The organism is Jannaschia pohangensis (assembly GCF_900113875.1).
GTDB classification, from domain to species: Bacteria; Pseudomonadota; Alphaproteobacteria; order Rhodobacterales; family Rhodobacteraceae; genus Jannaschia; species Jannaschia pohangensis.
The window spans coordinates 351,633-375,453 of sequence record NZ_FORA01000002.1; the positions used below are offsets into that span (position 1 = coordinate 351,633).

Here is a 23,821-nt window from a genome sequence, read left to right on the forward strand (position 1 = left end):
TTCTATAGCACCCGCTATACATATCTCTCAACCCCCACCCGAAAGGTCGCGTCATGCAGTTCTATTTCCACACCACGCCCAATCCCTTCAAAGTCGCCCTGATGATCGAGGAACTGGGCCTGTCACCGGAGATCATCCCCGTCGACACCCGCAAGGGTGAGCAGCATGCACCCGATTTCCTGAAGGTGAACCCGAACGCCAAGCTGCCCGCGCTGGTCGACGGGTCGCAGGCCATTTTCGACTCCGGCGCGATCATCCTCTATCTTGCGCAGAAGCACGGAAAGTTCCTGCCCACCGGCGACGCGGCCATGGGCGAGGTCCTGTCGTGGTTCTTCTTCATCGCCTCGGGGATCGGTCCCTATTCGGGTCAGGCAGTGCATTTCACCCGCGTCCACAAGGACAGCGCCTATGCGACGAACCGCTATAGCAGGGAAATCGCCCGCCACTACAAGGTGCTCGACGACCGGCTGGGGGCGTCCGACTGGATCGGCGGTGCGGACTACGGCATCTGCGACATCGCCGCCTGGGGATGGGTCCGCGCGGCGGGCTTCGTGATGGAGGGTCAGGGAGGTCTGGCCAATTATCCGAACGTCCAGGCGTGGTTCGACCGCGTCAATGCCCGCCCCGCTGCGACCCGCGCCGACGAATACGCCAAGAAGTTCGAATTCAAGGCCGAGATGGACGAAGCCGCCATGCGCGCGATGTTCCCGCAGAACTTCTGATCCGATCTTGAGAACCCGCCCCGGGACCACCATCTCGGGGCGGTCATGAACAGGCTAGTCGCGATCCTGACCGCAGCGGTCCTCTTGCCATCCGCAGTCCATGCGGACGCCGCAGATCAACTGGCCGTTTGCGTGGGCGATACCCTCGCGACCCTGAACCAGGACGAGCCGGTCGAGACGATATCCGTGCGCCACGAAGAAGATCGGCCGGACGGCATTGGGACCTTCATCTCCGGTCGCGTTGGCCAACATGAGATCTGGGTCGTTCTGTTCGACTCCGAGCAGACGCCACCCGTTGTCTGGGAAACCGACACCGGCGAAACCGGCATCCCTTTCCGAACCCCGGTTCCAGCCAAGGTTCTTGCCGCTTTCGCAGGGTGCGGTGCGGGATTCGCGGGGACATGGCGGTAAGAGCTTTGGACGGAACCGGTCATGCCGGATCGGCCATCGTCGAACATGACCCCCAAAGATTTCCCCTCGCCGGAACGCGATCGAACCGTCACCCCTCGATCAGGCCGAGCGAGCGGAAAGACACTTCCTGATCCTTGCCGATGATCATGTGGTCGTGGATCACGATATCTAGCGCGCCGCAGGCGGCCATGATCCGCCCCGTCATTTCGATATCCGCCTCGCTCGGCGTGGGGTCGCCCGAAGGGTGGTTGTGGACGAGGATCAGCGCGCTGGCATTCAATTCCAGCGCCCGGCGCGTCACCTCGCGCGGATAGACGGGGACATGATCGACCGTCCCCTCGCCCTGCGCCTCGTCCGCGATGACGCGGTTCTTGCGGTCCAGAAAAAGGATGCGGAACTGTTCGGTGTCGCGGTGCGCCATGGTCGTGCGGCAATAGGTGACGACATCCGACCAGGACGACAGAACCTCCCGATTGAGGATCTTGGCTTGACCCATGCGATGCGCAAAGGCTTCGACGATGCGCAGTTGCAGGAACACCCTGTCCGTCGCTCCCTCCACCCGAAGGATGTTGCGCTCGGATGCCGCGACGACGCCGTTGAGATCGCCGAAGGCCAGCAAGAGACGTTTCGCCAGGGGTTTCACGTCGATCCGGGGGATGGCGTTGAACAGCATCAGCTCCAGAAGCTCGTATTCCGGCATCGCCTGATGGCCGCCCGACAGGAACCGGCCGCGCAGCCGTTCGCGGTGCCCCCAGTAGTGCGGCCGCTGCGCGCCATCGGCGTCGCGCACCATGCCGCCCCCGGCGCTCTCCGAGGGGGCAAGCCGGTCCGGTCGGCGCCATGTCCTGGCATGTGCGGGTTGCGTGACGACACCGGGCGGCGGCAGGCGCGCCTCCAGTTCGTCCAATCCGCGCTGCGCGGCCTCGCCGAACCCACCGGCTGACCGGTCCTCAGCGGCGACATAGATCGGGATTTCGGGGCGGGTGGTGGCAGACGCCGGCAGTTTGTCCTGAACCCAGTTCTTGAGCGTGGAAAGATCGAAACGAGTGTTCTTCATGCGCCCCCCGGCCCTGCGATCCGACGACACTAGGGCGACACTGGTAAACGGATCGTTAATGGCGCGCCATCTCGGGACCTCCGCCGCCCGTTGCCCATTGCCGCAACACCGGTTACACGCGCCGCCTGACCGGACCCGGAGTGCGACGATGCAAGGCAGTGCCAACCTCAACGTGATGATCAAGGCCGCCCGCAAGGCCGGACGCTCCCTGCTGAAGGATTTCGGCGAGGTCGAGAACCTTCAGGTGTCGACCAAGGGCCCCGGCGATTTCGTCAGCCGGGCCGACCGCCGGGCCGAGGAGATCATTCGCGAAGACCTGACCGAGGCGCGCCCCTCCTATGGGTGGCTGGGCGAGGAATCGGACCCGGTCGAAGGCAAGGATCCGACCCGCCGCTGGATCGTGGACCCGCTGGACGGCACGACGAACTTCCTGCACGGGATGCCCCATTGGGCAGTGTCCATCGCGCTGGAACACAAGGGCGAAATCACCTCTGCCGTCATCTACGACCCGACCAAGGACGAGCTGTTCTGGGCGGAAAAGGGCACCGGTGCCTGGCTTGACGGGCGCTCGCGTCTGCGGGTGTCGGGTCGCACCTCGATGATCGAGACGGTCTATGCGACGGGCCTGCCCTTTGCCGGGGGCAGATACCTGCCTGCCGCGCTCAAGGATCTGGGGAACCTGCTGCCGGTCTGTGCGGGCGTGCGCCGCTTCGGGGCCGCCTCCCTGGACCTCGCCTATGTCGCTGCGGGCCGCTACGACGGCTATTGGGAGCGGGGCCTGAAGCCCTGGGACATCGCGGCAGGCATCCTGATCGTGCGCGAGGCAGGCGGCTTTGTGGAGCCGATCCGCGCGGCGCAGAACATGCTGGAAGACGGGCACCTGATCGCGGGCTCCGGCGGCGTGTTCGACAAGTTCGCCAAGATCATTCGCGACGGCGACTGACGTCCCTCAGGCCTGCGCGGTCGGATAACGGTTGCGCAGCGCGCCTGCGACATCGGCGAACCAGGGTGCAAACCCTGCTGTCTGGCTGTCGGTGTCTGCAATCTCGCCCATCCGATGGCAAAGCCCGTCGACAACCGACGGCACCGCCCCCATCCGGTCCAGGCGCAGGGCCTCCTCCGCGTCGGTCCAGCCCGCTTCGGCCAGCCGCATCGCGATCTTCTTGAGACGGTTGGCCGCCACCAGCACCGCAAGGCGCCGCGCAAGTTTGCGAGCGGTCTCGTCAGGGATGAATTCCGCCAGCAAATCGTCGGTCGGGGCCCGGTCGATCCCCCACCAATCGTCGGCGATCATCCAGCTCAGATCCTCGACCCCGCTGCGGCGACCGAACATGTCCCAGTCAAACCACAGGACGGTTCCGTCGGGCTGCACCGATCCGTTGGCCAGCCGCGCGTCCCAACGGGTGAAGCGCGACGGTGCCGCGGTCAGCGACCGGGCAAGGGCATCGGCATCGACCTGAGGGCGGGCGATGGCCAGATCACCCGACAGGAAATACGGCTGTGACACCAGATCCTCGGCCCAGCCGGGACGGGTGCCGAGACCGGGCAAGCGGGCCAGGACATCCAGACGGCGGTCCATCGCGGCGCGGCAGGCATCAAGCGATGCCATCGCCGCGCGGGCAAGGGCAATCCGCCGGTCGGGGTCGGCCTTGACCATCGCATGGGACAGGCGGTTCCGGCCCCCGTCCTGCTGGAGCAGCAAGCCCTCGCGAAAACCGATCACACGCGGCACCGGGGCGCCTTCGGAGGACAGAACCTGCAGCAGCCCCGCCTCGGCTTCGGCCCGGGCGGCGGCGGCCCGTCGCGTGGCGATCACGGTGCTGCCGTCGTCGAGTTGCAAGCGCACCGACTGACGTCCCTTGCCGCCGGGCGCGGTCACGGCATCGACCGACTTGCCGGTCATCTGAACCGTCAAGGCCTTGATCCAGCCCAGAGAGCCTGGCTTGAAAGAGATCGTCGGGGCGTCGGACACGGTCAGCATACTCCTGAAAACGTCGATCGGCCCCCAGATCGTCGCAGGGGCAAGGTTGCACTCAGGCCTTGGGCCATGCAACGCTTTTCCAGAAACCTGATGGCAAAATCCCGGAATTTCCGTGTCCAATACCGAACTGCCCCGAAATGACGGCCTGGCCTTCGACCCCGCGGTGGTCGAAGCGGTCCGCGTCAACACACCCGCATCCCAGCGTCGGGCGGCCTCTCTGCCCGCGCGTCGGTCGCTCAAGAAAGACCATCAGGCGGCCTGGCTGGCCCGCGCGATCAGCATGATCGACCTGACGACGCTGTCGGGCGACGACACGCCGGGCCGGGTAAAACGCTTGTGCGCCAAGGCGTTGCAGCCGGTGCGTCCGGACCTGCTGGAGGCCATCGGCCTGCCGGACCTGACGACCGGGGCGATCTGCGTCTATCACGAGATGGTGCCGGTCGCGGTCGAAGCGGTCCGGGGTCGCATCCCTGTCGCCGCCGTGTCGACCGGCTTTCCGGCGGGCCTGTCGCCCTTCGATCTGCGCTTGGCCGAGATTGAGCGGTCCGTCGCCGAAGGCGCCACCGAGATCGACATCGTCATCTCGCGTCGCCATGTCCTGACCGGAAACTGGGCCGCACTTTATGACGAGACGGCACAGATGCGCGCCGCCTGCGGGCCCGCCCACATGAAGGCGATTCTGGCGACCGGAGAGCTTGGGACGCTGAAGAACGTGATGAAGGCCAGCATGGTCACGATGATGGCCGGGTCGGATTTCATCAAGACCTCGACCGGCAAGGAAGCCGTGAACGCCACGCTCCCCGTCTCGCTGACCATGATGCGTGCGATCCGCACCTATGAGGCGATGAGCGGGTTCAAGGTCGGCTACAAACCGGCGGGCGGCGTGTCGAAGGCCAAGGATGCGGTGACCTATCTGGCGCTCCTGAAGGAAGAACTCGGCGATCGTTGGCTGCGCCCGGATCTGTTTCGCTTCGGGGCCTCGTCCCTGCTCGGTGATATCGAGCGGCAGTTGGAGCATCACGTGACGGGCCGGTATTCGGCCAGCTATCGCCACGCCGTAGGCTGAGGGCGGGAGCGAGGGGCCAGCCCCTCGCGCTCCCCGGAGTATTTGGAAAGCAGAGAAGGCGCAAAATGACCGTGGCCGAGATTTTCGAGAGCATGGAATGGGGCCCCGCCCCCGAGAGCCGCGCCGAGGCGGATGCCTGGTTGGACCGGCATGGACGCAGCTTTGGCCACTACATCGGCGGCACGCGCGGCAAGCCGGGCAAGACATTTGACACCGTGAACCCCGCGACGGGCGAGGTTCTGGCGCAGGTGACCCAAGGGACGGACGCGGATGTGACGGCGGCGGTCAAGGCCGCGCGCAAGGCCCAGAAGGGGTGGGCCGCGACGTCAGACCATGACCGGGCGAAGGTGCTTTATGCCATCGCGCGGGGGCTGCAAAAACACGCGCGTCTGTTGGCCGTGCTCGAGGTGCTGGACACCGGCAAGCCCATCCGGGAGGCCCGCGATATCGACGTGGCCCTGGCCGCGCGGCACTTCTATCATCATGCGGGCCACGCGGAGTTGCGCGCCGAGCTGATGCCGGACGCGGAACCATGGGGCGTCTGCGGGCAGATCGTGCCGTGGAATTTCCCCCTGCTGATGCTGGCCTGGAAGATCGCCCCGGCGCTGGCCATGGGGAACACGGTTGTGTTGAAGCCCGCCGAATGGACGCCGCTGACCGCGCTGGCCTTTGCCGACATCTGCGATGGAGCGGGCGTGCCGCCGGGGGTCATCAACATCGTCACCGGCGACGGCGAAACCGGGGCCGCGCTGACCGCCGCCCAGATCGACAAGCTTGCCTTTACCGGCAGCACCGAAGTGGGCCGCATCCTGCGCCGGGCCACGGCCGGGCGCGAGATGGGGCTGACGCTGGAGTTGGGGGGCAAATCCCCCTACGTCGTCTTCGAGGACGCCGATATCGACGGTGCGGTCGAGGGGCTGGTCGATGCCATCTGGTTCAACGGCGGACAGGTCTGCTGCGCCGGATCGCGCCTGTTGGTGCAGGAGGGGATCGCCGAGGATTTCCTGACCCGGCTCAAAACCCGCATGGCCCGCATCCGTGTTGGCGATCCCTTGGATAAATCGGTCGACATGGGTGCGCTCGTCCATGCCGACCACAAGGCCCACGTCGAGGCGATTCTGACCCGCACCACTGGCACCATCACCCGGGGCGAGGCGCCCGAGGGGTGTTATCTGCCGCCGATCCTGGTGACCGACCTGCATTCGGCCGATCCGCTGATGCAGCAGGAGGTGTTCGGCCCGGTCCTTGCCGCGATGACCTTCCGCACCCCCGCCGAGGCGGTGCAGCTGGCCAATGACACGCCCTATGGTCTGGCCGCGTCGGTCTGGTCACAGGACATCGACATGGCGCTGGACACCGCGCCGCGCATCCGGGCCGGTGTGATCTGGGTCAATGGCGCCAACATGCTGGACGCCGCCGCACCCTTTGGCGGCATGCGCGAGTCGGGGTTCGGTCGCGAAGGCGGGGTCGCCGGACTGGCCGCCTATGTGCGCCCCGTGCAGGGGGCCAACCTGACCGCGTTGAAGGTCTACGACGACCCGAAAGGCGTGACCCCGGCGATGGACCGGACCGCGAAGATGTTCATCGGCGGCAAGCAGGCCCGGCCCGACGGGGGCTATACCCGCGCCGTCATCGGCCCCAAGGGTCGGGTGGGCGAGGTCGGCATCGCCAACCGCAAGGATCTGCGCAATGCGGTCGAGGCGGCCCACGCCGCGAAATCCTGGAGCGGGTCGACGGGGCATCTGCGGGCGCAGATCCTCTATTACCTGGCCGAGAACCTGTCCGCGCGCGAAGCGGAGTTCGACGCGCGGCTGACGGCTCAGACCGGCAGCAAGGGCGAGACATCCGAGGCGATCCGCCACCTGTTCCGATGGGCCGCCTGGGCCGACAAGAATGACGGGCGGACCCTGGGTGTGCCGATGGGGGGGCTGGCGCTGGCGCTCAACACGCCGATGGGCGTGGTCGGAGCCTTCGCCCCGGAGGAGGCCCCGCTGACGGGTCTGGTGCAGATCATCGGGGCGGCGCTCGCCACCGGCAACCGGCTGGTCGTCGCGGCACCGGAAACCGCGCCGCTGACCGCGACGGACCTGTATCAGGTTCTGGAGACGTCGGACGTCCCCGCCGGCGTGGTCAACATCCTGACCGGAGACCACGCCGAACTGGCCGCGCAAATGGCGGGCCACCGGGACATCGACGCGGTCTGGAGCTTTTCGTCAGCCGATATCTCTGCGGTGATCGAGAGGGAGGCCGCAGGCGACCTGAAGCGCACATGGGTCAACAACGGTCGCACGCGCGACTGGTCATCGGGCGACACGGCACCGTGGCGCGCGGCGTCCACGGACGTCCAGACCATCTGGATCCCGTTCGGCGTCTGACCCCGATGCGAAGGCAATTCCGGGCGCAACCGGCGCCCGGACCGGCGGATCAGCGAACCGGCGACCGGAAAATGAACACGCCGAGCACGACAATCGTCACGAGGGCCGCTCCCCATCCGGGGTGAGTCGGATTGATCTGGTAGCCCGCGAATTCAAAGGCGAGATCACCGATGCAGGTCATGCCAAGGACCGGAATATCAAAGCAATTCGTCATTTTCGATTACCTGTGTTTTACCAATTCAAACCCGGGGCCACACCACCCCTTCGTGACAACCATACCGCCGAAATGAGGCGCGCATGGGGCATTGTCGTGGCGGCCTTTTCCACATTTGGGCAACAGGACCTGGCGCCGGACCATCGCCGTAGGGCGCGTTCGGAGAATGCAGGCCACAGGCAAGTGTCCTCAAACAATTCCCGAATGGCCGACGTGGCGCGACGACCCGCGCCTTGGAATGGACGTCATTGCCCGAATCCTCCGCGCCCGAAAACGGCAAATCCGAGATGTGTCAGCCGATCACGCGGACCTCCGGGGCGGCGCGCGACAGGGTGGTGCGGATCGCATGGGCGAGCTCTGAATAGGCGTCCCCCGGTCCCGCCGTGCGACGCCAGATCATGCCGATGTCGCGTCCCGGTGCCGGGTCGGACAGGGGGCGCGCGACCACCAGCGCCTCGCGCGCGACTTCGGACCGGACGTAGAGCGCGGGCAGGATGGACAGGCCAAGACCCGTCGCAACCATCTGTCGAAGCGTGTCCAGCGATGTCCCCGCATAGTCGAGCGACAGCAGAGCCCCCGTCTCTTCGGCCAGGGCCGCGACGGTGTCGTGCAGGCGGTGCCCGGCCTCGAGCGTCATCACCGTCTCGCCGCGCAGAGCGTTGCGGGGCAGAACCTCATGGGTGCAAAGCGGGTGATCCGCCGGAAGCACCGCCAGAAGCGGTTCGTGGAACAACGGCTCCACATGCAGGTCGGGCGCTTCCAGCGGGACCGGAAAGAACAGCGCATCCAGACTGCCGTCGCGCAGCCGTCCGAGCAGGTCGGATGCCGTCCCTTCGCGGACATAGAACTTCAGCTTGGGGAACTTGCTGTGAAGGTCGGGAATGATCAGCGGCAGGAAATATCCGCCAAGCGATCCGACGATGCCGACCCGGATCGTGCCACCAAGCGGATCGGCCCCACCCCGCGCGACGGCGGCGATATCGGCCACGTCGCGCAAGACGACCCGCGCCCGCGCCACCACCTGCGCCCCGACGGGCGTGAGGGTGACACCTGACCGGGACCTCTCGACCAGCTGGACACCCAGCTTGCCTTCCAGCTCCCGCAGTTGGGCGCTAAGGGTGGGTTGGGTCACGTGGACGCTTTCGGCGGCACGCCGGAAATGGAGCGTATCCGCGACGGCGACCAGATAACGAAACTGCTGTAGCGTGGGCATCAGCCCTCCGATAGCTCAGGACTATTGAACTTTATCTAGTCGCATGACTTGAACAATCAAACCCCGCTGCTATCTGGCCACCAGACGCGAAGGAAGACGATGGCACAGACCGAACAGACAGGACGTTTTCTCGGGGGCCCCGCCGGATGGGTTTCTGTGGCCGTGCCTGCCGCGTTGTTCGTCTGGTTCCTGCAATTCCTGCCCCAGATCGGCGCGGGCGAGGTCGTTCGCCTCAGCATCGACTGGGTTCCGTCGCTTGGCGTCTCGATCGGGCTGCTGATCGACGGGTTGTCGCTGTCGTTCGCGCTGCTGATCACCGGGATCGGCGCGCTCGTCACGCTCTATTCGACGTCATACCTTGGTGGCCACGTCCACTACAGCCGGTTCGTGATCTTCCTTCTGGCTTTCATGACCGGAATGCTGGGCCTTGTCCTGTCCGACAACCTGCTGGCGCTGTTCGTCTTCTGGGAAGTGACGACGATCTCCTCCTACCTGCTGATCGGGTTCGATGCCGATGCCGCCAAGGCCCGGCGCAATGCGCTTCAGGCGCTTCTGGTGACGGGCACGGGCGGGCTCGCCTTCCTGGCCGGGATCGTCCTGATCGGGGTCGCGGCGGGCACCTTCGATCTGTCGCAGATCGAGGGCACGCTGACCGAGCATCCGCTCTATCTGCCGATCTTCCTGCTGGTTGTTGCCGCCGCCTTCACCAAATCGGCGCAGGTGCCGCTGCACTTCTGGCTGCCCAACGCAATGGCCGCGCCGACGCCGGTATCGGCCTATCTGCACTCGGCCACCATGGTGAAGGGCGGCGTCTATCTGCTGGCGCGGATGAACCCGACGCTTGGGGGCACCGACATCTGGTTCTGGACGCTGGTGATCTTTGGCGGCGTGACGGCGGTTTTCGCCAGCATCCTCGCCATCCGCCAGACCGACATAAAGCAGGTCCTGGCCTATACGACGCTCATGGCGCTCGGCACGCTGGTGATGTTCATCGGGGTCGGCACGGACAAGGCCATCGAGGCGGCGATGACCTTCCTTCTGGTCCACAGCTTCTACAAGGCGTCGCTGTTCCTGATGATCGGCGTGGTCGATCACGGCACCGGAACGCGCGAGTCCACGGTGCTGCGCGGCCTCTGGCGCGCGATGCCGGTGACGGCGCTGGCGGCAATGCTGGCCGCGCTCAGCATGGCGGGCGTGCCGCCGCTCTTCGGCTTTGTCGGCAAGGAATTCCTCTACAAGGCGTCACTCGATGCCCCGGCCTGGCTTTGGGTCACCTGCGCGATCTTCGCCGCTTCGGCGTTGATGTTCGCGGCGGGGGGCATCGTCGCCTGGCGTCCCTTCGTGGGCGAGCTGGCCGAGACGCCCGTCAAGCCGCATGAGGGGCCGTTGCCCATGCTGGTCGGCCCGTTGCTTCTCGCGGTCTTGGGCCTGGGGGCGGGGCTTTTCCCGGATTACGCGGAATGGCTGGTGCGCCCGGCCGCCGCCGCCGTTGCGGGTGCGCCGGTCGAGGTCGACCTCTATCTCTTCAAAGAGGTGAACTCCGCCTTCCTGCTGTCGATGGTGACCTTCGCGACGGGCTTCGTCCTCTACCTGCTGCACCCCCGCCTGCGCGACGGTCTCGCGCGCTTCAAGCCGCGGTTCGACCCCGGGTGGGACAGGGTGATGGACGGCGTGGCCGCCGGTGCCGCCGGGCTGACCGGGGTGATCCAGACGGGCCAGCTGCGCCGCTACGTGTTCATCACCTTCGCGACCCTCGCCATCCTGGTTGCCATCTCGGTGGTGCGCGGCCGGATCGACACGCCTCTGGCCAGTTTCGAGGATCTGCGGATCAAGCATTGGGCCGTCCTCCTCTTCATCATGGCGGGCGCGCTGCTGACGGCCTTCACCAATTCGCGCATGACGGCGGTCGCGGCCCTTGGAACGGTCGGAATCGGCGTGGCGCTGGTGTTCATCATGTTCGGCGCGCCTGACGTGGCCATCACCCAGCTTCTGGTCGAGGTGCTTCAGGTCGTGCTGGTCGCGGTCGTCATGCTGAAGCTGCCCCATCTGAACCCGGAATCAATCAGCCGCGTGCGGCCCTGGGATCTGGCCCTGGCGCTCAGCATCGGCGCGCTCACCACACTCGTGCTGCTGGCGGTGATGGCGGCCCCCCTCGACCTGCGCCTGACCGCGTTCTTCGAGGCGACCTCGGCCCCAATCGCCTATGGCCGCAACATCGTGAACGTGATCCTCGTCGATTTCCGCGCCCTCGATACCTTCGGGGAAATCGCGGTCGTCGCCGTCGCGGCCCTGGGCGCCTTCGCGCTGCTGCGCGGCACCAGGCGGCCCAGCCCATGACGGAGGCGCACCAATGACAACCTCCCTCATCGTGCGGGCGGCGACCCGGATCCTCGTGGGTCTGCTTCTGGTCTTCTCGATCTACATGCTGCTGCGCGGCCACAATGAACCGGGCGGCGGTTTCATCGGCGGGCTGATCGGGGCGACCGGCTTCATCCTCTATGCCATCGCTCATGGCTGCCGCGCCGCGCGCGAAGCACTGCGCCTGGAGCCGCAGACCATCGCGGTGGCGGGGCTGGGCATCGCGCTGGTCTCGGGTCTGGCGGGTGCGATCCCCGGCGATGCCATCTTCACCGGCCAATGGCTGTTCCTTGGTGCGACCGAGACGGACAAGGGCTGGCCCCTGTCGACCATCCTCGTGTTCGATATCGGCGTCTACCTGGTCGTTCTGGGCGCAGTCCTGACCCTCGTCTTTGCGCTGGAGGAGGAAGTCTGATGGAAACCCTTGTCGCCCTCATGGTCGGAGCCTTGGTCGCCGCCGCCGTCTATCTGATGCTGGCCCGCAATGTGCTGCGCTTTCTGTTCGGCCTGATCCTGATTTCCAACGCCGCGAACCTGCTGATTTTTGCCTCGGGTGGGCTGACGCCGGATTCGCCGCCGCTCATCGACGAGGGCGCGATTGCCCCGGCCGCGGGCGCGGCCAATGCGTTGCCCCAAGCGCTGGTCCTGACGGCCATCGTGATCGGCTTCGGCCTGTTCGCCTTCGCGCTGGTCCTCGTCTACCGCGCCTATCAGACGATGGGCACGCTCAATTCCGACGACATGCGCCTGGCCGAGCCGGAGGAGCGGTCTTGACCCTTCTGCTGCCGCTTCCCATCGTCATCGCCTTTGCCACCGCGATCCTCGCCTTCTTCTTCCGCAACGGATCGGAGGGGCGCTGGATCTCGGTCATCGGCTCGGCCCTGATGCTGGTGACCGGCTGCATCCTGCTGTCGGAGGTCATGGCCAACGGCCCGCAGGCCGCGCAGATGGGCAATTGGCCCGCCCCCTTCGGCATCACGTTGGTGGCCGATACGCTTTCGGCGGTGATGGTCGTCATCACCGGCATCACGGCGCTGGCGGTCAGCGTCTATGCCACGGCGGACGTGACCCGGGACATGGAGCAGCAGGGCTATCACGCCCTCTTCCAGGTCCTGATCGCGGGCGTGACCGGTGCCTTCCTGACCGGCGACCTCTTCAACCTCTACGTCTGGTTCGAGGTGATGCTCATCTCCTCCTTCGGCCTGCTCGTCATGGGCGGCAAGCGGGTGCAGATGGATGCGGGAATCAAATACGTCACCCTCAACCTGATCTCCACGATCCTGTTCCTGTCGGGCATCGGGCTGCTTTACGGGGTGACCGGAACGCTGAACCTGGCCGACCTGCACCATGCGGTAAAGCTGGCCGACCCCGGTCTGGTGACGGTGATCGCGACGATGTTCCTCGTGGGCTTCGGCATCAAATCGGCGGTCTTCCCGCTCTTCTTCTGGCTGCCCGCCTCGTATCACACCCCGTCCTTCGCGGTCTCGGCGGTCTTCGCGGGCCTGCTCACCAAGGTGGGCGTCTATGCGATGATCCGCATGTTCACGCTGGTCTTCACGCAAGACATCGCCTGGACACACGGCCTCCTCCTCTGGATCGCCTGCCTGACCATGGTGACGGGCGTTCTGGGCGCGGCGGCGCAGACCGACTTCCGCCGCGTCCTGTCGTTCCACATCGTCAGCCAGATCGGCTACATGATCCTGGGCCTTGCCCTGCTGACGCCGCTGGCGCTGATGGGGGCGGTCTTCTACCTGGTCCACCACATCATCGTGAAGGCGAACCTCTTTCTGGTGGCGGGCGTGGCCAACCGCATCGCGGGCGGCACGGAAATCGACCGCATCGGCGGCCTCTACAAGGGCGCGCCCTTCCTCGCCTTCCTGTTCCTGATCCCGGCGTTCTCGCTGGCGGGCTTTCCGCCCCTGTCGGGCTTCTGGGCGAAGTACGTGCTGGTGAAAGCCTCGATGGATCTCGAGCTCTGGATCGTGGCGGCAACGGCGCTGGCCGTGGGCCTGATGACGATCTATTCGATGACCAAGATCTGGGGCCGCGCCTTCTGGAAGCCGCATCCCGCCGGCACCGTCCCGACCCTGTCCAGCCTCTCGCTCGGAACCCGCATGGCCATGTTGCTGCCGATTTCGGGGCTGGCTCTGCTCACCGTGCTGATCGGCCTCTTCCCCGAGACCTTCGTGCAACTGGCCACGACCGCCGCCGAAGAATTGCTCGACCCGACCGCCTACCTTGCCGCCGTCCTGGGGGAGGAGCCCGCATGAACCTGTTCCTGCTGAACATCCTGCTCGCCGTGTCCTGGGCGGGCCTGACCGGCGAATTCAACCTACTGGGCCTTGGCATCGGGTTCGTGGTGGGCTTTCTCGCCCTCTGGATGGTGCAACCGCTGTTCGAAAACCGGGGCGGCAGTTATTTCCTGCGCGTCTTCCGGGTACTCAAGCTGATCGTGCTGTTTCACTGGGAGCTCATTATCTCCTCTGTCTCGGTCGCCTGGGATGTGCTGACCCCCCGCCACCGGGCGCGTCCCGGCATCATCTGCGTGCCGCTCAAGGCCAAGGGCGAAGCGGAGGTGCTGCTCGTCACAAACCTCATCTCGCTGACCCCGGGCACCCTGTCGCTGGACGTGACCGAGGATTGCAACACACTGGTCATCCACGCCATGTTTGCCGATGACCCCGAGGCCATCGCGGCCCAGATCGAGAACGGCATGGAGAAATGGGTGCGGGAGGCGCTGGCATGATGTCCCCGTCCCTCACCGACCAGATGCCGATCCTGTCCGTCTGCGTCCAGATTGCCTTTGGCATGGTCATGGTCGGCGTCATCCTGGCCATGTTCCGCCTGATCAAGGGGCCCAGCCTGCCCGACCGGGTCGTCGCGCTGGACACGATGACCGTCCTCATCGTCAGCTTCTGCGGCCTCTTCGCGCTGGATACCGGATCGACGGCCTATCTCGACGTGGCGGTCGTGCTGGCCCTGATCGGGTTTCTGGCCACGGTCGCCTTGGCCCGCTTCGTGGAGCGCAAGGCGCGACGCCCCGAGGCGGATCACCTGAACACCGCAGGGGACGACCATGATACTTGAGATCTTCCTGTCGGCCTGCGTCCTTCTGGGCGGCTTCTTCGCCTTCATCGCGGGCCTTGGCATCCTGCGCCTGCCGGACGTTCTGATCCGGATGCACGCGACGACCAAGGCGGGGACACTGGCCAGCGGCCTCATCATCCTTGCGGTGGCGATCGGCTTTGCCGATGCCTCGACAGTCGCGCGGTCGGTAGCGATCATGCTGTTCCTGCTGCTGACCGCCCCCGTCGCCGCGCATATGATCGGCCGCGCCGCCTTCCGCTCGGGCGTCCCGCTCTGGAAGCCCACCAAGATCGACCCCGAGGCACGGATCAAGCTGGGCGTGCGGGACGTCGACACGCCACCGCGAGACTGACCCTCCGGGCGTCAAACCCGCGGCTTGCCCTTCCAGGTGTCGAGCCACGCGCGGAAACCCTTGCGACGTTCGTTCACGCTGTCCACGGCATCGTCCCATTGCTCGTCCGCAGCCTCCAGCAGGGGGTCGATGCGATTGCGGCGAAAGCGGATGATCCGCACGGTGATCGCCCAGAGGATCGCGGCCAGGATCGTCAGGAAGACGATGTTGAACCAGGGGATGACCGTGACATCCGGCCCCTCGACCGGGCGCACGCCGACGGCGTTCGGAAAGATCGTCAGGAATTCAGACCGCCAACCATAATGCGTCAGCGCGACCCACTGCGGCGCGGCGGCCGTCGAGGTAAGGTCACGCGCCTCTGCCTGAAGGTTCGAGGAATCGAGCTTGAAGTACGGCGGCCAGCCCCAGCCCGTATCCTCGTTGCGATAGACGGAGGGGCGGCCATTGGGTTTCACCGTCTCGATGAAGCGCACGTCACGGGTCGCCCCGGCCACGGTGCCCACATCCGGCGAGGCCCAGAAGATCGAGTTCTCGCCAAAATCGATGCGCCGGTTTTCCGACCCCACGATGCGGACGATATCCGTCTGCGGCAGAGTGTAATGCAGGAACCCGCCGAAGAACGTCACGACGACAAGCAGCAGGATCCATTTCACATAAGTCATCGGCAGCGCCCCCTCAGGCGTAGTTCACGAGATACACCAGAAGACATATGAGCGTGATCGGCACGACATACACCCCCCAGAGCAATTTGCGGCGCAGACTGCGTTTGTATTCCGCCATCCCGATATCCACGAAGGTGTGGCGCGGCAGCGGGGGTTTCTCGGTCTCCCACTCGGCCTCCAGGCGGTCGCGTTCGCCCGCGCGAAACCAGAACACCATGCACCAATAGACGACCGTCAGGACGACCAGCAAGACCACGACAAGTCTCAGCAATCCGAGCATATCACCCCCAGGGCCCCTTGACCCGTTTCTGCACCTTCGGGACCGGATGCGTCACGTCGGAGGCATACAGATGCGCCCAAACCCCGTCCCGGTCGGCAGCATAGTCGGTTGCCAGCCTTTCCGCGACCCAGGTCTTCAACGTGTCGGGGCTGGCCGCGTAACGCGCATAGAACAGCGGCTTGTGGCAGATGTGGAGCTGGCGGAAATCCTGCGGGGCAAGTTCCGCCAGAAGCATGTTGGTCAGGTCGCGCAACGGTCCGGGCGCGGCCCGCAGGGTGTGGAAATAGGCCGGGTTCGCGCTGTCGATCCGGGGCCAGGCGCCCCGCCCCTCGGCCCAGGCCAGCATCGCCCCCAGGGCATGCACCTCCGGCGGCAGGACCGCGGCATGAACCTGCATCGCCCGCCTGAGCGCCCGGTCGGACACTGCATCCGGCAGGTGCCCCGCGTGACCCAGCGCATCGATGGCCAGATGCTCCAGCTTTTCGCGCAGGATGTCGGCCGCCGCCACACCCCGTCCCTCGACGATGGGCTGCACCAGGTTGTTCATCTGCAGGAAGGTCGCCACGACGTTGCGCATCGACAGGTCGATCACCTCGATCCCCGGCGCGGGGAACGGGCGATTGGCCAGAACGGCCTTCGACCCGACCGACCGGAAGACATAGACCCCGCCATGGTGCGCGGTCCAGAAATCGTCCTGCTGGAACGACGCCGTCTCGAAGGTCACGGGCGCGCGGGTCACGTCGCCGGTCGCCTGCGCCAGCCCGATCATCTTCGACACCAGCACATCGTCCCACCAGGCGTCCTCTTCCTCGCGGAAGCGGCGGATCAGGGTGTCGAGCTTCGCCGCATCCCGCACCACGCCAGTCGTCGTATCCGCCTCGACCGTGACGGTCCGGATATCGAGCAAATGCGCCGGATCCGCGACCGAATAGACCGAATTCTGAAGCTCTCCGGCGACGGCATCCCGTGCGGTCAGCGTGAAAAGCTGCGCCTCGTTGCGGGCGATGAAATCGCGGATGATCTGTGCCGACGTCGAGAATTTCATCTCGAGCAGCGGGGCCTCCCGCTGACGGGTCGACAGCAGGATGATCTGCCGATTGCAGCCACCGGGATTGAGGTAGTCCATATCGTCCAGCTCATCCCCCACCTCGGGGGAAAAGCCGCTCAGGTCGATGTGGAAATGATCCAGCGTGGTCCGCTTGCCCGTCAGATGCTCCAGCGCCCGGTTGTACCGCTCGATAAGCGCCGGTGAAGCGACTTCGAACAGACCGCCGAACATCAGGCCGTGTTGGATGAGGCGTTTCATGCGCCCGCTCCCATCACGAGGCATGAGGGCCCGATGATCGGCACACCCATCATCGCCGCGTCACCCGGATTCACCGCCTGACCCAGCGCGAAGCTGGCCAACAAGCACCCGATCAGGAACGTCCTGAGCATGTCGTCCCCCTTCGCATCAAGTGCTGGCGTCCCAAATCCATCACGCGACCCCCCATCGCCGCCACAGCGTCGCGCCGAAGGCCCCTGTGGCCAGCACCGTCGTCACCGCACTCCCCAAGAGGGTAGCCCCGAAGTTCTTCAGCGCTTCCCCCGCCTGCGCCAGAACCGGTAGGATGAACAGCGGTGCTGCCAAGGGGCCCAGGTTTTCCGCCGTTAGCGCCATATCCTCTTCGACCGGATTGGCGACGGCCAGCACGTTTTCCAACGCCACAAGAGCAAAGAACCCGACCACAGGGATCAGCGCACAGCCCGCCACCAGCCGGATCCACGCGCGGTGGCGCGAGATCCATCGCCCCAGCAGAACTGCCGCGATCACGGGAAATCCGACCACCGAGATCAGCAAGTAGCCATGCGACAGCAGCGCGTTCCACAAGATGGCAAGGTCACGCATCATTCGCGGACACCTCCTGCTTGCGCAACATGCCACCCACGGCCGCGCCGATCACAGCAAAAAGCGTCACGGCCAGCGCCCCCAGAACCGAGGCGATGACCATGAAGACCATATCGAACAGGTCCAGCGCCACGACGGCCGGCAAGGCATAGCCAAGCGCCGGCTCTTGCTCCAGGGCCGTGAAGGTGTCGACCGGATCGGCAAAATGGCGGCGTAACATGATCCAGCTTACCACCACTCCCAGGGGAAACCCGAACAGCAGCGCCAGTGTCTTCGGCCCAAGGTTCGCCGCCCCCGGAGGCCGCGTGTCGAACCGCGCGCAGGCCCCGGCCGCGACGGCGACAACGGCGCAGAAGAGGCCAAACATCACCACACCGCCTCCTTCCAGCCGCGCGGCAGGTTGGCGACCGACAGGATCATGACCGGCGCCCAGATCAGCGCGGCCTTGGTGGACAGCAACAGGAAATGCCACGGCGCAGCACTCAGGATCACATCGCCTGCGTCCCCGTAGAGCACATAGAACCCGCCCGCCGCGATCAGCGCCAGAAGGCAGGCCGACAAAAGCGCGATGACGAAGAGCCAGCCGACCCCCTCGGGCAGCAGCTTCGACAAAAGCCACGGCACGACCCAGGCCGCCAGCCCGAGCAGCACGAGAGGAAGGGCGACATCCGTCAGCATCCGCCTCAGCCCTTCCCTGCCAGATAGCGGCGCTTGGCCTCTTCCATCCGGCCCATGTCGCGCACGGCGTTGTCGATGGCGACCTCGTCGGACTTGTCGGCATAGCGGAATTCGCTGTCGGCGTAGCGGTTCACCTCCTGCAGGACCATCTCGGTCGTGATCGGCACCCGCATCTCGTTCACCATGCCCATCTTGTCGTCATAGGCCTTGTGCATGAAGGCCTCGGGCGTCTCGAACCATTCGTCGGGCAGCTCCACATCCATCGCCCGCACCTTCACGGCGTCGGTGATATTCTTGATGGCGCGCCCGGTGAACCGCTCGTCCGCCATATGGATGCCCTTCAAATAGGTGCCGATCTTGGCGATCGTGTCCAACTCCCCGATCCGGCCGCGCACATCGTCGAAAACCTGCGCCAGCTTCTGTTCCGCCGGGCGGGAATGCTTGGCGAAACTCTCGGCCACGGCGCGGGTCAACTCCTGAGCGGCATAAAGCTCGTGCTCGCCCATCGGAATGTCATGCCGCTTGCCCAGCAGAAGGGCGAGGATGTCGATGTAGTCTTCCCGCGTCTGCGGCCCGTCCACCAGGAACCGCGCGCCCGCCCGCTGGCGCAGGGCGTCGTCCACATTCTCCGGATAGTTCGAGAACATGCCGAAGGTGCAATTGCCCCGCACGACCGTATTGGCCCCCGCGAAACTCTCCATCAACACGGCGGTGATCTCCAGCTGGCCCGCCGAGGCCTGCCGGTCGCCGCGCTTGCCCGCCAGCTGGTCGATGTCGTCGATGGTGCCGAAGCCGATGACATTGGGGTCCAGCACGCCGTTGATGAAGGCCTTGGCATTCTGCGCCGACTTGCCCTGATAGCTGTCGATACTGTCGGTCGACAGGTTCTCATAGCGGAAGGGATAGCCCGCCACCTCGCAATAGCCGTGGATCAGACCGGCCATCATCTGGATCAGGGTCGTCTTGCCCGTGCCCGGCGCACCGTCGCCCATGAAGGTGAAGATGAAGCCGCCAAGATCGGCAAAGGGGTTCAGCTTGCGCTCGAAATCATAGGCCATCAGCATCTTGGACAGCTTGAGCGCCTGATGCTTGGCGATATGGTTCCCCACCACCTCATGCGGTTTCTTGAACTGCATCACCAGCGGTTTGCCCGCCGCCCGCAAGGCCGGTGCAAATCCGTTCAGCGTCAGGTCATCCGCCTCGATCCGGTAGCTGGCCGCCCCGAAAATCGCGCCCCGCGCCGCGTGCTGCGCGCGGTCGGCCAGACGCGCCAGCAGCGCCTCGCATTGCGCGGCAAGCGTCGCGACCATCTGGTCGTCGTCCAGCCCGTCCAGCCGCTGGTCGATCTCCCACAGCAGACCTTCGAGCATCGCCTGCGCGTTGTCGGTCAGCACCTCTTCGGGCGAGGCGACCTCGGTCGATGTCGTGCCCCGCAGCGGCGCGATCAGGAAGGCCAGCGCGTTGGCGAAGACATGGCCCACGGCCAGCGCCTCGGCCTCCAGCAGCTCGGTGAACTTGGCGCGGTCCCCCTCTGGCAGACGCCCGGCCAGGTTCGCGGCCTTGAGCGCATCCAGACCCGACCGGTCCTCCAGCGCCCCGCCGATGGCCAGCGCAATCGCCAACGCGCGGAGCATCCCCTGCAAGACCTGCGCGCGGGCGGGCGTCACCAGCCCCTCACCCTCGATGGTGTCGCGCAGGTGGACGGCCCCCGCGGGCGTGGTCCGCCGCGTTACCAATCCCGGCGTCGTCGACCGGAACCGCGACCGCGTGCCGATGCCGGGTGACCGCTCCGGGGCGGTCCGCTCGCTCGCCTTGCCCAGGCGGGGCGCATGATCGAAGCCCGACAAAAGCGCCAGCGCCGCGTCATAGCGGGCCGTGATCTCGGCTTCGGTCAATTCCATCGCGTCCGCAGACATGCTCATCTCGTCGTTCCTTCCAATTCACCCGACCCGCCACAGCCGACCGTCACCCACCACATATTTCACGACACCGGCGAACCCCGGCGGGGACGTCTCGGCCAACGCCTGAAAGACCGGTTCGGGCAGGATGGCCGCACGCTCGGTCCGGGTCGCACCACTGTCCTGCGCCGCCAGATCCGGCAGCGACCAGACCTGCTTGTCCACCGACGAAAACCATCCCGCCTTTTGGGACAGGACCCGCTCGGAAACCAAGGTCTCCAGCGTCCAGGCCAGCGCCCAATCCTGCCCGGCGGGCGCGCGCGCCGCGGCCATCACCTCGCCCAGCCCCTCGGTCTGGAGCGTATAGGCCGAGGAATACATCGGCCCCACCGTCAGCCGGGTCAGGCGCTTGGGGTGAATGTCCTCGAAATCGTCGTCGAACCCCTTGGCCACGGTCAGCAGTTTCAACTCCGGCAAGGCCTGCGCCATCAGGTGGCCCTGCACCCGCTCCCACCGGGCGAAATCGGCGGACAGGGGCCTGCGCCCTGCGTCTTCCGCCTCCATGATCCAGATCACCGGCAGGTTGCGCTGACCGTCCCAGGCCGACCAGTCGATCGACACCCGCATGGGATCACCTGCCGCACCCCGAAGCTGCGCATCGTTGCGCGGCCAGAACATGTCCCCCTGCAACAGCTCGTCGTGATAAAGCCGCTGCGACATGGCGTATTGCAGGTCGGTCGGAATGCGCCGCTCACCCACGATGGCGGCGATCATCGCCTCCTTCAGGGTGTCGGGGTCGGGGATGCGCTGCAGATGGCCAACCGATTGCGCGGCGTCCGAGGCCATCGACAACAGCTCCTGCAGGACCGGAAAGCCGCTGGCCGACCGGTCCACGGTCAGGCTGCCCAGAAAGACGCCCGTATCCCGCCCCGTCATCAGGTACTTGTGGCTCAGCGCGCGGAAGGTGTGGTTCAGGCCCGACAGATGCGCGGCCACCGCGTCCAGCTCCAGACGGGTCAACCGCCCGCTCTGCTCCATCTCGGCGGCGACGCGCGGCAGGTGGCTCAGGATCGTCTCGAACTTCGCGAAATAGCGCCGTGCCTGACGGTTTTCCTGCAGGACTGCGTGGTCACGGACAAGGTCTTGCTTGAGCGTCATCGTCTCAGAAACTCTGCAATCGCAGAAGGCCGGTGCCGTCCTGCAGGCGGTAAAGGATGATCTGGTCCCGGCCCGTCGTCTCTTCGGTCCGCCCGGTGACGGCACCATGGGACGCGATGTCGAGATGCCAATATGTCTCGATCAGCCGATCCAGCACGCCCGCTTCATGGTCCAGGGTCGGCCCCATCTCGATCGCGCCCATCGCCGCCGCGGGAATCAAGGCCACCGCGCTCAGGTCGCTGTTGAAGGCGGATTTCAACTCGCCGTAGCCCGCGAATTCCACGCCCGCCAGGGCCCCTCCGAAAACTTCCGCTGCGGCCCGCTCGGTATAGCCGCGATTGGCCTGCGACGCGGGGTCGATGTCCGTTGCGGACGGGAAGGCGAGGAACAACGGCAGGACCGCCGCAATGATCGCCGACGCCATGGCCCCGAGGACGACAAGAACCCAGACCCACCACCGCTTGTAGAGCGGCCTGCGGGGTTTAATCACGTCACCGCTCATGGCGCGGCCCCGGTCGGCCAAGCAAGCCAGAGCGCGGCGCAAAAGCAAAGACCCGAAAGCCCCGCCAACCGCAGCCAGAGCCGCCGCGATATCGCGGGCCGGGGGAACAGCGGGGCACCGCGCGGGCGGGTCGCCCAGAGAACCATCGCCTCGGCCCGCGCATCCACCGCGTCATGGGCCCGAATACGCCACGCCCGATGCGGGATCGCCGCGGCGCCCAGATGTCCAAAGGCAAAGACCGCCTCGATCACCGGATCCCCGATGGTCAAGACAAGCCACCAGACCGCCCCGAGGATCAGGCCCAGCAGGATCGGCGCGAACATGGCGAAGCTCAGCCCCTGCATCACCGCCTCGAAGACATCGACCCGATGCACGCCGATGGCCCAGATCACCCCCATCGCGCTGAAAACCGCCATCGTCGCCAGAATGCCGCGCCCGGTCACGATCGGCGCCCCCTCATCCACGAGCGACGGTGCCGGTGGCCCCGAAACCGGCCCCAGCCTTTCGATCCGCGCCTCCAGCGTCGGCGCAATCGCCAGACCGCCCCTGCGGGCAGAGGGTGTCCGCCTGCGCAGGATGAAGGCCACATGGCTCACCTCCCGCAGCGCCGCAAATGCGAAGAGAGCCCCGCCAACGACCGGAAAGAACCAGCCGATGCATCCGCAGATGACGCTCCACGTCAGCAACCGGACAGCCACGCCATCCCACCCGTCCGACAGATAGCGGCCGATGCCCCGAGCCGGTTGCGCCGCGCCGTTCATCGCCAGGGCCTCAGCCCCCATAGAGGTTCTTGTCGTGCTTCTCGACGATGGCGCTGAACCGGCGGGCGAACCGCTCGTCGGCCTTGGCCTTGGCTTCCAGCACATCCCGCGCGAAGACCATGTGATCCTCATGCGCTTCCAGCATCTCGGCCATCCGCGTGTTGGTTGCGGCCCCGATGGCCGCCATGGCCTGCTGCGCTTCCTGGTCCGTCTTCACGCCGATCTCGTTGATGCGGTGCGCCACGTCCTGCTGCTGCGCGGTCTTGAGCGACTTGGACAGCGCGTCATAGAGCACGACCCGCTGCTTGGTGTCGGTCTGCAGCTTGTTGATCAGCACCATCTGCGTCGCCGCCTGGTTCTGAAGACTGTCGACCCAGGTCTTGCCCTTCTCGATATAGCGCTCCAGCGTCTGGCTGCGCGCCAATGCGACCTGCTCCTGCTGGACCAGTTCGTTGTGACGGGTGTTCGCCTCGGCCAGATCGCTCTCCAGCTGGGTGCGCACGCTCGCGTCCTGCTCCACGCTGATCTTGTTCTCCAACTCGATCAGGCGCGGATCCATCGCCGTGATCTCCGCCCGGATCGTCTCCAGCTCGGCCACGGCCGCCTCGCGCTCCTCAAGGGTCAGCGACAGGTTCCCCTCGACCTTGGTCTTCTGGTCGTTGAGCATCGCCAACTGGCTTTCCAGTAGCTTGGTGATCGTGTCCGACTTGGAAATCAGGTCCTGCAACTTGTCGTCGATCGAGGCGGAGCGCAGACGCTCCTGTCGCATCGCCTCGGATTTGCCGCGCGCGAAGATGCCGATAAAGCTCTCCATGCCGGTCTTGGACCGCATCTCGTCGAAATCCTTGGAGAAGCCCGCCGTCACATCGTCCAGCCCCATGATGAGCTCGGCGATATTGGCGTTCATCAGGTCGGTATGGGCGTGCACCTCCTGAAGGGTCGCATTCTCCACGTCGATGGAAATGCCCTGATCCAGCTTGGACCGCGCCGCTTCAATCCTGCTCGTCACTTCTGTAATCTTCGTCTGGGCTTCGGCCACCTGTGCCTGGCTTTCCCGTACCTGCGCGTCAAAATCGGCCACCGGCGGCGTCCTCCCCTTCTTGGTCAAAACCTGTGTGTCATCGACATATGGGAACGATCTTGGCGGTTTGGAGTGGT

28 protein-coding genes are annotated in these 23,821 nt (G+C 65.8%); 12 read left to right on the plus strand and 16 right to left on the minus strand.

Features of this window, described 5'->3' with window-relative positions:
- Window positions 1-53 precede the first annotated feature (53 nt).
- On the plus strand, window positions 54-722 hold the full coding sequence (locus tag BM002_RS08700; protein ID WP_092779540.1) for a glutathione S-transferase family protein: 669 nt from the start codon (window positions 54-56) through the stop codon (window positions 720-722).
- 45 nt (window positions 723-767) lie between these two features.
- Window positions 768-1,133 carry a hypothetical protein gene (locus tag BM002_RS08705; RefSeq protein WP_092779542.1) on the plus strand — a complete coding sequence of 122 codons (366 nt, stop codon included), beginning with the start codon at window positions 768-770 and terminating at the stop codon, window positions 1,131-1,133.
- 88 nt (window positions 1,134-1,221) lie between these two features.
- Here BM002_RS08705 and radC read toward each other — a convergent pair whose 3' ends face one another.
- A complete protein-coding gene (radC, locus tag BM002_RS08710; RefSeq protein ID WP_245749223.1) occupies window positions 1,222-1,926 on the minus strand; it encodes a RadC family protein in 705 nt (234 codons plus the stop codon).
- Between the two features lie 412 nt (window positions 1,927-2,338).
- On the opposite strand from radC, the gene BM002_RS08715 reads away from it, so the two are divergent.
- Window positions 2,339-3,133 carry an inositol monophosphatase family protein gene (locus tag BM002_RS08715; RefSeq protein WP_092779546.1) on the plus strand — a complete coding sequence of 265 codons (795 nt, stop codon included), beginning with the start codon at window positions 2,339-2,341 and terminating at the stop codon, window positions 3,131-3,133.
- Between the two features lie 6 nt (window positions 3,134-3,139).
- On the opposite strand, the gene BM002_RS08720 is transcribed toward BM002_RS08715, so the two are convergent.
- Window positions 3,140-4,171: a phosphotransferase gene (locus BM002_RS08720; RefSeq protein WP_092779548.1), complete on the minus strand. Its 1,032-nt coding sequence runs from the start codon at window positions 4,169-4,171 to the stop codon at window positions 3,140-3,142.
- A 112-nt stretch (window positions 4,172-4,283) separates the two neighbouring features.
- Here BM002_RS08720 and deoC point away from each other — a divergent pair, with 112 nt between their 5' ends.
- On the plus strand, window positions 4,284-5,237 hold the full coding sequence (gene deoC, locus BM002_RS08725) for a deoxyribose-phosphate aldolase (RefSeq protein ID WP_245749182.1): 954 nt from the start codon (window positions 4,284-4,286) through the stop codon (window positions 5,235-5,237).
- A gap of 65 nt (window positions 5,238-5,302) precedes the next feature.
- Window positions 5,303-7,612 carry an aldehyde dehydrogenase family protein gene (locus BM002_RS08730; protein ID WP_092779553.1) on the plus strand — a complete coding sequence of 770 codons (2,310 nt, stop codon included), beginning with the start codon at window positions 5,303-5,305 and terminating at the stop codon, window positions 7,610-7,612.
- Window positions 7,613-7,661: 49 nt separating this feature from the next.
- On the opposite strand, the gene BM002_RS19280 is transcribed toward BM002_RS08730, so the two are convergent.
- On the minus strand, window positions 7,662-7,826 hold the full coding sequence (locus tag BM002_RS19280) for a hypothetical protein (RefSeq protein ID WP_175484843.1): 165 nt from the start codon (window positions 7,824-7,826) through the stop codon (window positions 7,662-7,664).
- Window positions 7,827-8,118: 292 nt separating this feature from the next.
- The gene (locus BM002_RS08735) at window positions 8,119-9,039 is read right to left on the minus strand and encodes a hydrogen peroxide-inducible genes activator (RefSeq protein WP_092779555.1); all 921 of its coding nucleotides are present in this window, start codon (window positions 9,037-9,039) and stop codon (window positions 8,119-8,121) included.
- 99 nt (window positions 9,040-9,138) lie between these two features.
- On the opposite strand from BM002_RS08735, the gene BM002_RS08740 reads away from it, so the two are divergent.
- The 7 genes from BM002_RS08740 to mnhG are packed head-to-tail and all read left to right on the plus strand — an operon-like array spanning window position 9,139 to window position 14,836.
- On the plus strand, window positions 9,139-11,376 hold the full coding sequence (locus BM002_RS08740; RefSeq protein WP_092779557.1) for a putative monovalent cation/H+ antiporter subunit A: 2,238 nt from the start codon (window positions 9,139-9,141) through the stop codon (window positions 11,374-11,376).
- A 13-nt stretch (window positions 11,377-11,389) separates the two neighbouring features.
- Entirely contained in the window at window positions 11,390-11,812 is a 423-nt protein-coding gene (locus tag BM002_RS08745; RefSeq protein ID WP_092779559.1) for a Na+/H+ antiporter subunit B, read from the plus strand.
- On the plus strand, window positions 11,812-12,171 hold the full coding sequence (locus tag BM002_RS08750; RefSeq protein WP_092779561.1) for a Na+/H+ antiporter subunit C: 360 nt from the start codon (window positions 11,812-11,814) through the stop codon (window positions 12,169-12,171). The genes BM002_RS08745 and BM002_RS08750 overlap by 1 nt, the downstream gene beginning before the upstream one ends.
- Complete coding sequence (locus BM002_RS08755) at window positions 12,168-13,667, plus strand: Na+/H+ antiporter subunit D (protein ID WP_092779563.1); 1,500 nt, start codon at window positions 12,168-12,170, stop codon at window positions 13,665-13,667. The genes BM002_RS08750 and BM002_RS08755 overlap by 4 nt, the downstream gene beginning before the upstream one ends.
- Window positions 13,664-14,143, plus strand: a complete 480-nt coding sequence (locus BM002_RS08760; protein WP_092779565.1) for a Na+/H+ antiporter subunit E — start codon at window positions 13,664-13,666, stop codon at window positions 14,141-14,143. Before BM002_RS08755 ends, BM002_RS08760 begins: the two co-directional genes overlap by 4 nt.
- Window positions 14,140-14,484 (plus strand): MrpF/PhaF family protein, encoded by a 345-nt coding sequence (locus BM002_RS08765; RefSeq protein WP_245749183.1) that lies wholly within the window; start codon window positions 14,140-14,142, stop codon window positions 14,482-14,484. The genes BM002_RS08760 and BM002_RS08765 overlap by 4 nt, the downstream gene beginning before the upstream one ends.
- The gene (gene mnhG / locus BM002_RS08770) at window positions 14,474-14,836 is read left to right on the plus strand and encodes a monovalent cation/H(+) antiporter subunit G (RefSeq protein WP_092779566.1); all 363 of its coding nucleotides are present in this window, start codon (window positions 14,474-14,476) and stop codon (window positions 14,834-14,836) included. The genes BM002_RS08765 and mnhG overlap by 11 nt, the downstream gene beginning before the upstream one ends.
- Window positions 14,837-14,847: 11 nt before the next feature.
- On the opposite strand, the gene BM002_RS08775 is transcribed toward mnhG, so the two are convergent.
- From BM002_RS08775 to BM002_RS08825, 12 genes are read right to left on the minus strand one after another with little or no spacing between them, the layout of a single operon-like run.
- The gene (locus BM002_RS08775; RefSeq protein WP_092779568.1) at window positions 14,848-15,498 is read right to left on the minus strand and encodes a DUF1523 family protein; all 651 of its coding nucleotides are present in this window, start codon (window positions 15,496-15,498) and stop codon (window positions 14,848-14,850) included.
- Between the two features lie 13 nt (window positions 15,499-15,511).
- On the minus strand, window positions 15,512-15,778 hold the full coding sequence (locus BM002_RS08780) for a hypothetical protein (protein WP_092779570.1): 267 nt from the start codon (window positions 15,776-15,778) through the stop codon (window positions 15,512-15,514).
- Between the two features lies 1 nt (window position 15,779).
- The gene (locus BM002_RS08785) at window positions 15,780-17,084 is read right to left on the minus strand and encodes a DUF6638 family protein (RefSeq protein ID WP_245749184.1); all 1,305 of its coding nucleotides are present in this window, start codon (window positions 17,082-17,084) and stop codon (window positions 15,780-15,782) included.
- On the minus strand, window positions 17,081-17,215 hold the full coding sequence (locus tag BM002_RS19635; RefSeq protein ID WP_281243815.1) for a hypothetical protein: 135 nt from the start codon (window positions 17,213-17,215) through the stop codon (window positions 17,081-17,083). The genes BM002_RS08785 and BM002_RS19635 overlap by 4 nt, the downstream gene beginning before the upstream one ends.
- 40 nt (window positions 17,216-17,255) lie before the next feature.
- Window positions 17,256-17,669: a hypothetical protein gene (locus BM002_RS08790; protein ID WP_092779574.1), complete on the minus strand. Its 414-nt coding sequence runs from the start codon at window positions 17,667-17,669 to the stop codon at window positions 17,256-17,258.
- On the minus strand, window positions 17,659-18,036 hold the full coding sequence (locus BM002_RS08795; protein WP_217641163.1) for a hypothetical protein: 378 nt from the start codon (window positions 18,034-18,036) through the stop codon (window positions 17,659-17,661). The genes BM002_RS08790 and BM002_RS08795 overlap by 11 nt, the downstream gene beginning before the upstream one ends.
- Complete coding sequence (locus BM002_RS08800; RefSeq protein WP_092779578.1) at window positions 18,033-18,344, minus strand: hypothetical protein; 312 nt, start codon at window positions 18,342-18,344, stop codon at window positions 18,033-18,035. The genes BM002_RS08795 and BM002_RS08800 overlap by 4 nt, the downstream gene beginning before the upstream one ends.
- Before the next feature lie 5 nt (window positions 18,345-18,349).
- Window positions 18,350-20,266 (minus strand): AAA family ATPase, encoded by a 1,917-nt coding sequence (locus tag BM002_RS08805; protein ID WP_092779580.1) that lies wholly within the window; start codon window positions 20,264-20,266, stop codon window positions 18,350-18,352.
- 18 nt (window positions 20,267-20,284) lie between these two features.
- Window positions 20,285-21,400, minus strand: coding sequence for a hypothetical protein (locus BM002_RS08810; RefSeq protein ID WP_092779582.1), 1,116 nt, complete (start codon window positions 21,398-21,400; stop codon window positions 20,285-20,287).
- A 4-nt stretch (window positions 21,401-21,404) separates the two neighbouring features.
- On the minus strand, window positions 21,405-21,902 hold the full coding sequence (locus BM002_RS08815; RefSeq protein ID WP_139212319.1) for a hypothetical protein: 498 nt from the start codon (window positions 21,900-21,902) through the stop codon (window positions 21,405-21,407).
- Window positions 21,899-22,684 (minus strand): hypothetical protein, encoded by a 786-nt coding sequence (locus BM002_RS08820; RefSeq protein WP_092779586.1) that lies wholly within the window; start codon window positions 22,682-22,684, stop codon window positions 21,899-21,901. The genes BM002_RS08815 and BM002_RS08820 overlap by 4 nt, the downstream gene beginning before the upstream one ends.
- On the minus strand, window positions 22,674-23,744 hold the full coding sequence (locus BM002_RS08825) for a coiled-coil domain-containing protein (RefSeq protein WP_092779588.1): 1,071 nt from the start codon (window positions 23,742-23,744) through the stop codon (window positions 22,674-22,676). Before BM002_RS08825 ends, BM002_RS08820 begins: the two co-directional genes overlap by 11 nt.
- Between the last annotated feature and the right edge of the window lie 77 nt (window positions 23,745-23,821).

Bases quoted from the DNA above. Each gene is read 5' to 3' on its own strand.
- BM002_RS08700 (WP_092779540.1), top strand. From the start codon at position 54: ATGCAGTTCTATTTCCACACCACGCCCAATCCCTTCAAAGTCGCCCTG.
- BM002_RS08705 (WP_092779542.1), top strand. From the start codon at position 768: ATGAACAGGCTAGTCGCGATCCTGACCGCAGCGGTCCTCTTGCCATCC.
- radC (WP_245749223.1), bottom strand. From the start codon at position 1,926: ATGGTGCGCGACGCCGATGGCGCGCAGCGGCCGCACTACTGGGGGCAC.
- BM002_RS08715 (WP_092779546.1), top strand. From the start codon at position 2,339: ATGCAAGGCAGTGCCAACCTCAACGTGATGATCAAGGCCGCCCGCAAG.
- BM002_RS08720 (WP_092779548.1), bottom strand. From the start codon at position 4,171: ATGCTGACCGTGTCCGACGCCCCGACGATCTCTTTCAAGCCAGGCTCT.
- BM002_RS08730 (WP_092779553.1), top strand. From the start codon at position 5,303: ATGACCGTGGCCGAGATTTTCGAGAGCATGGAATGGGGCCCCGCCCCC.
- BM002_RS19280 (WP_175484843.1), bottom strand. From the start codon at position 7,826: ATGACGAATTGCTTTGATATTCCGGTCCTTGGCATGACCTGCATCGGT.
- BM002_RS08735 (WP_092779555.1), bottom strand. From the start codon at position 9,039: ATGCCCACGCTACAGCAGTTTCGTTATCTGGTCGCCGTCGCGGATACG.
- BM002_RS08740 (WP_092779557.1), top strand. From the start codon at position 9,139: ATGGCACAGACCGAACAGACAGGACGTTTTCTCGGGGGCCCCGCCGGA.
- BM002_RS08745 (WP_092779559.1), top strand. From the start codon at position 11,390: ATGACAACCTCCCTCATCGTGCGGGCGGCGACCCGGATCCTCGTGGGT.
- BM002_RS08750 (WP_092779561.1), top strand. From the start codon at position 11,812: ATGGAAACCCTTGTCGCCCTCATGGTCGGAGCCTTGGTCGCCGCCGCC.
- BM002_RS08760 (WP_092779565.1), top strand. From the start codon at position 13,664: ATGAACCTGTTCCTGCTGAACATCCTGCTCGCCGTGTCCTGGGCGGGC.
- BM002_RS08765 (WP_245749183.1), top strand. From the start codon at position 14,140: ATGATGTCCCCGTCCCTCACCGACCAGATGCCGATCCTGTCCGTCTGC.
- mnhG (WP_092779566.1), top strand. From the start codon at position 14,474: ATGATACTTGAGATCTTCCTGTCGGCCTGCGTCCTTCTGGGCGGCTTC.
- BM002_RS08775 (WP_092779568.1), bottom strand. From the start codon at position 15,498: ATGACTTATGTGAAATGGATCCTGCTGCTTGTCGTCGTGACGTTCTTC.
- BM002_RS08780 (WP_092779570.1), bottom strand. From the start codon at position 15,778: ATGCTCGGATTGCTGAGACTTGTCGTGGTCTTGCTGGTCGTCCTGACG.
- BM002_RS08785 (WP_245749184.1), bottom strand. From the start codon at position 17,084: ATGAAACGCCTCATCCAACACGGCCTGATGTTCGGCGGTCTGTTCGAA.
- BM002_RS19635 (WP_281243815.1), bottom strand. From the start codon at position 17,215: ATGCTCAGGACGTTCCTGATCGGGTGCTTGTTGGCCAGCTTCGCGCTG.
- BM002_RS08790 (WP_092779574.1), bottom strand. From the start codon at position 17,669: ATGATGCGTGACCTTGCCATCTTGTGGAACGCGCTGCTGTCGCATGGC.
- BM002_RS08800 (WP_092779578.1), bottom strand. From the start codon at position 18,344: ATGCTGACGGATGTCGCCCTTCCTCTCGTGCTGCTCGGGCTGGCGGCC.
- BM002_RS08805 (WP_092779580.1), bottom strand. From the start codon at position 20,266: ATGAGCATGTCTGCGGACGCGATGGAATTGACCGAAGCCGAGATCACG.
- BM002_RS08810 (WP_092779582.1), bottom strand. From the start codon at position 21,400: ATGACGCTCAAGCAAGACCTTGTCCGTGACCACGCAGTCCTGCAGGAA.
- BM002_RS08815 (WP_139212319.1), bottom strand. From the start codon at position 21,902: ATGAGCGGTGACGTGATTAAACCCCGCAGGCCGCTCTACAAGCGGTGG.
- BM002_RS08820 (WP_092779586.1), bottom strand. From the start codon at position 22,684: ATGGGGGCTGAGGCCCTGGCGATGAACGGCGCGGCGCAACCGGCTCGG.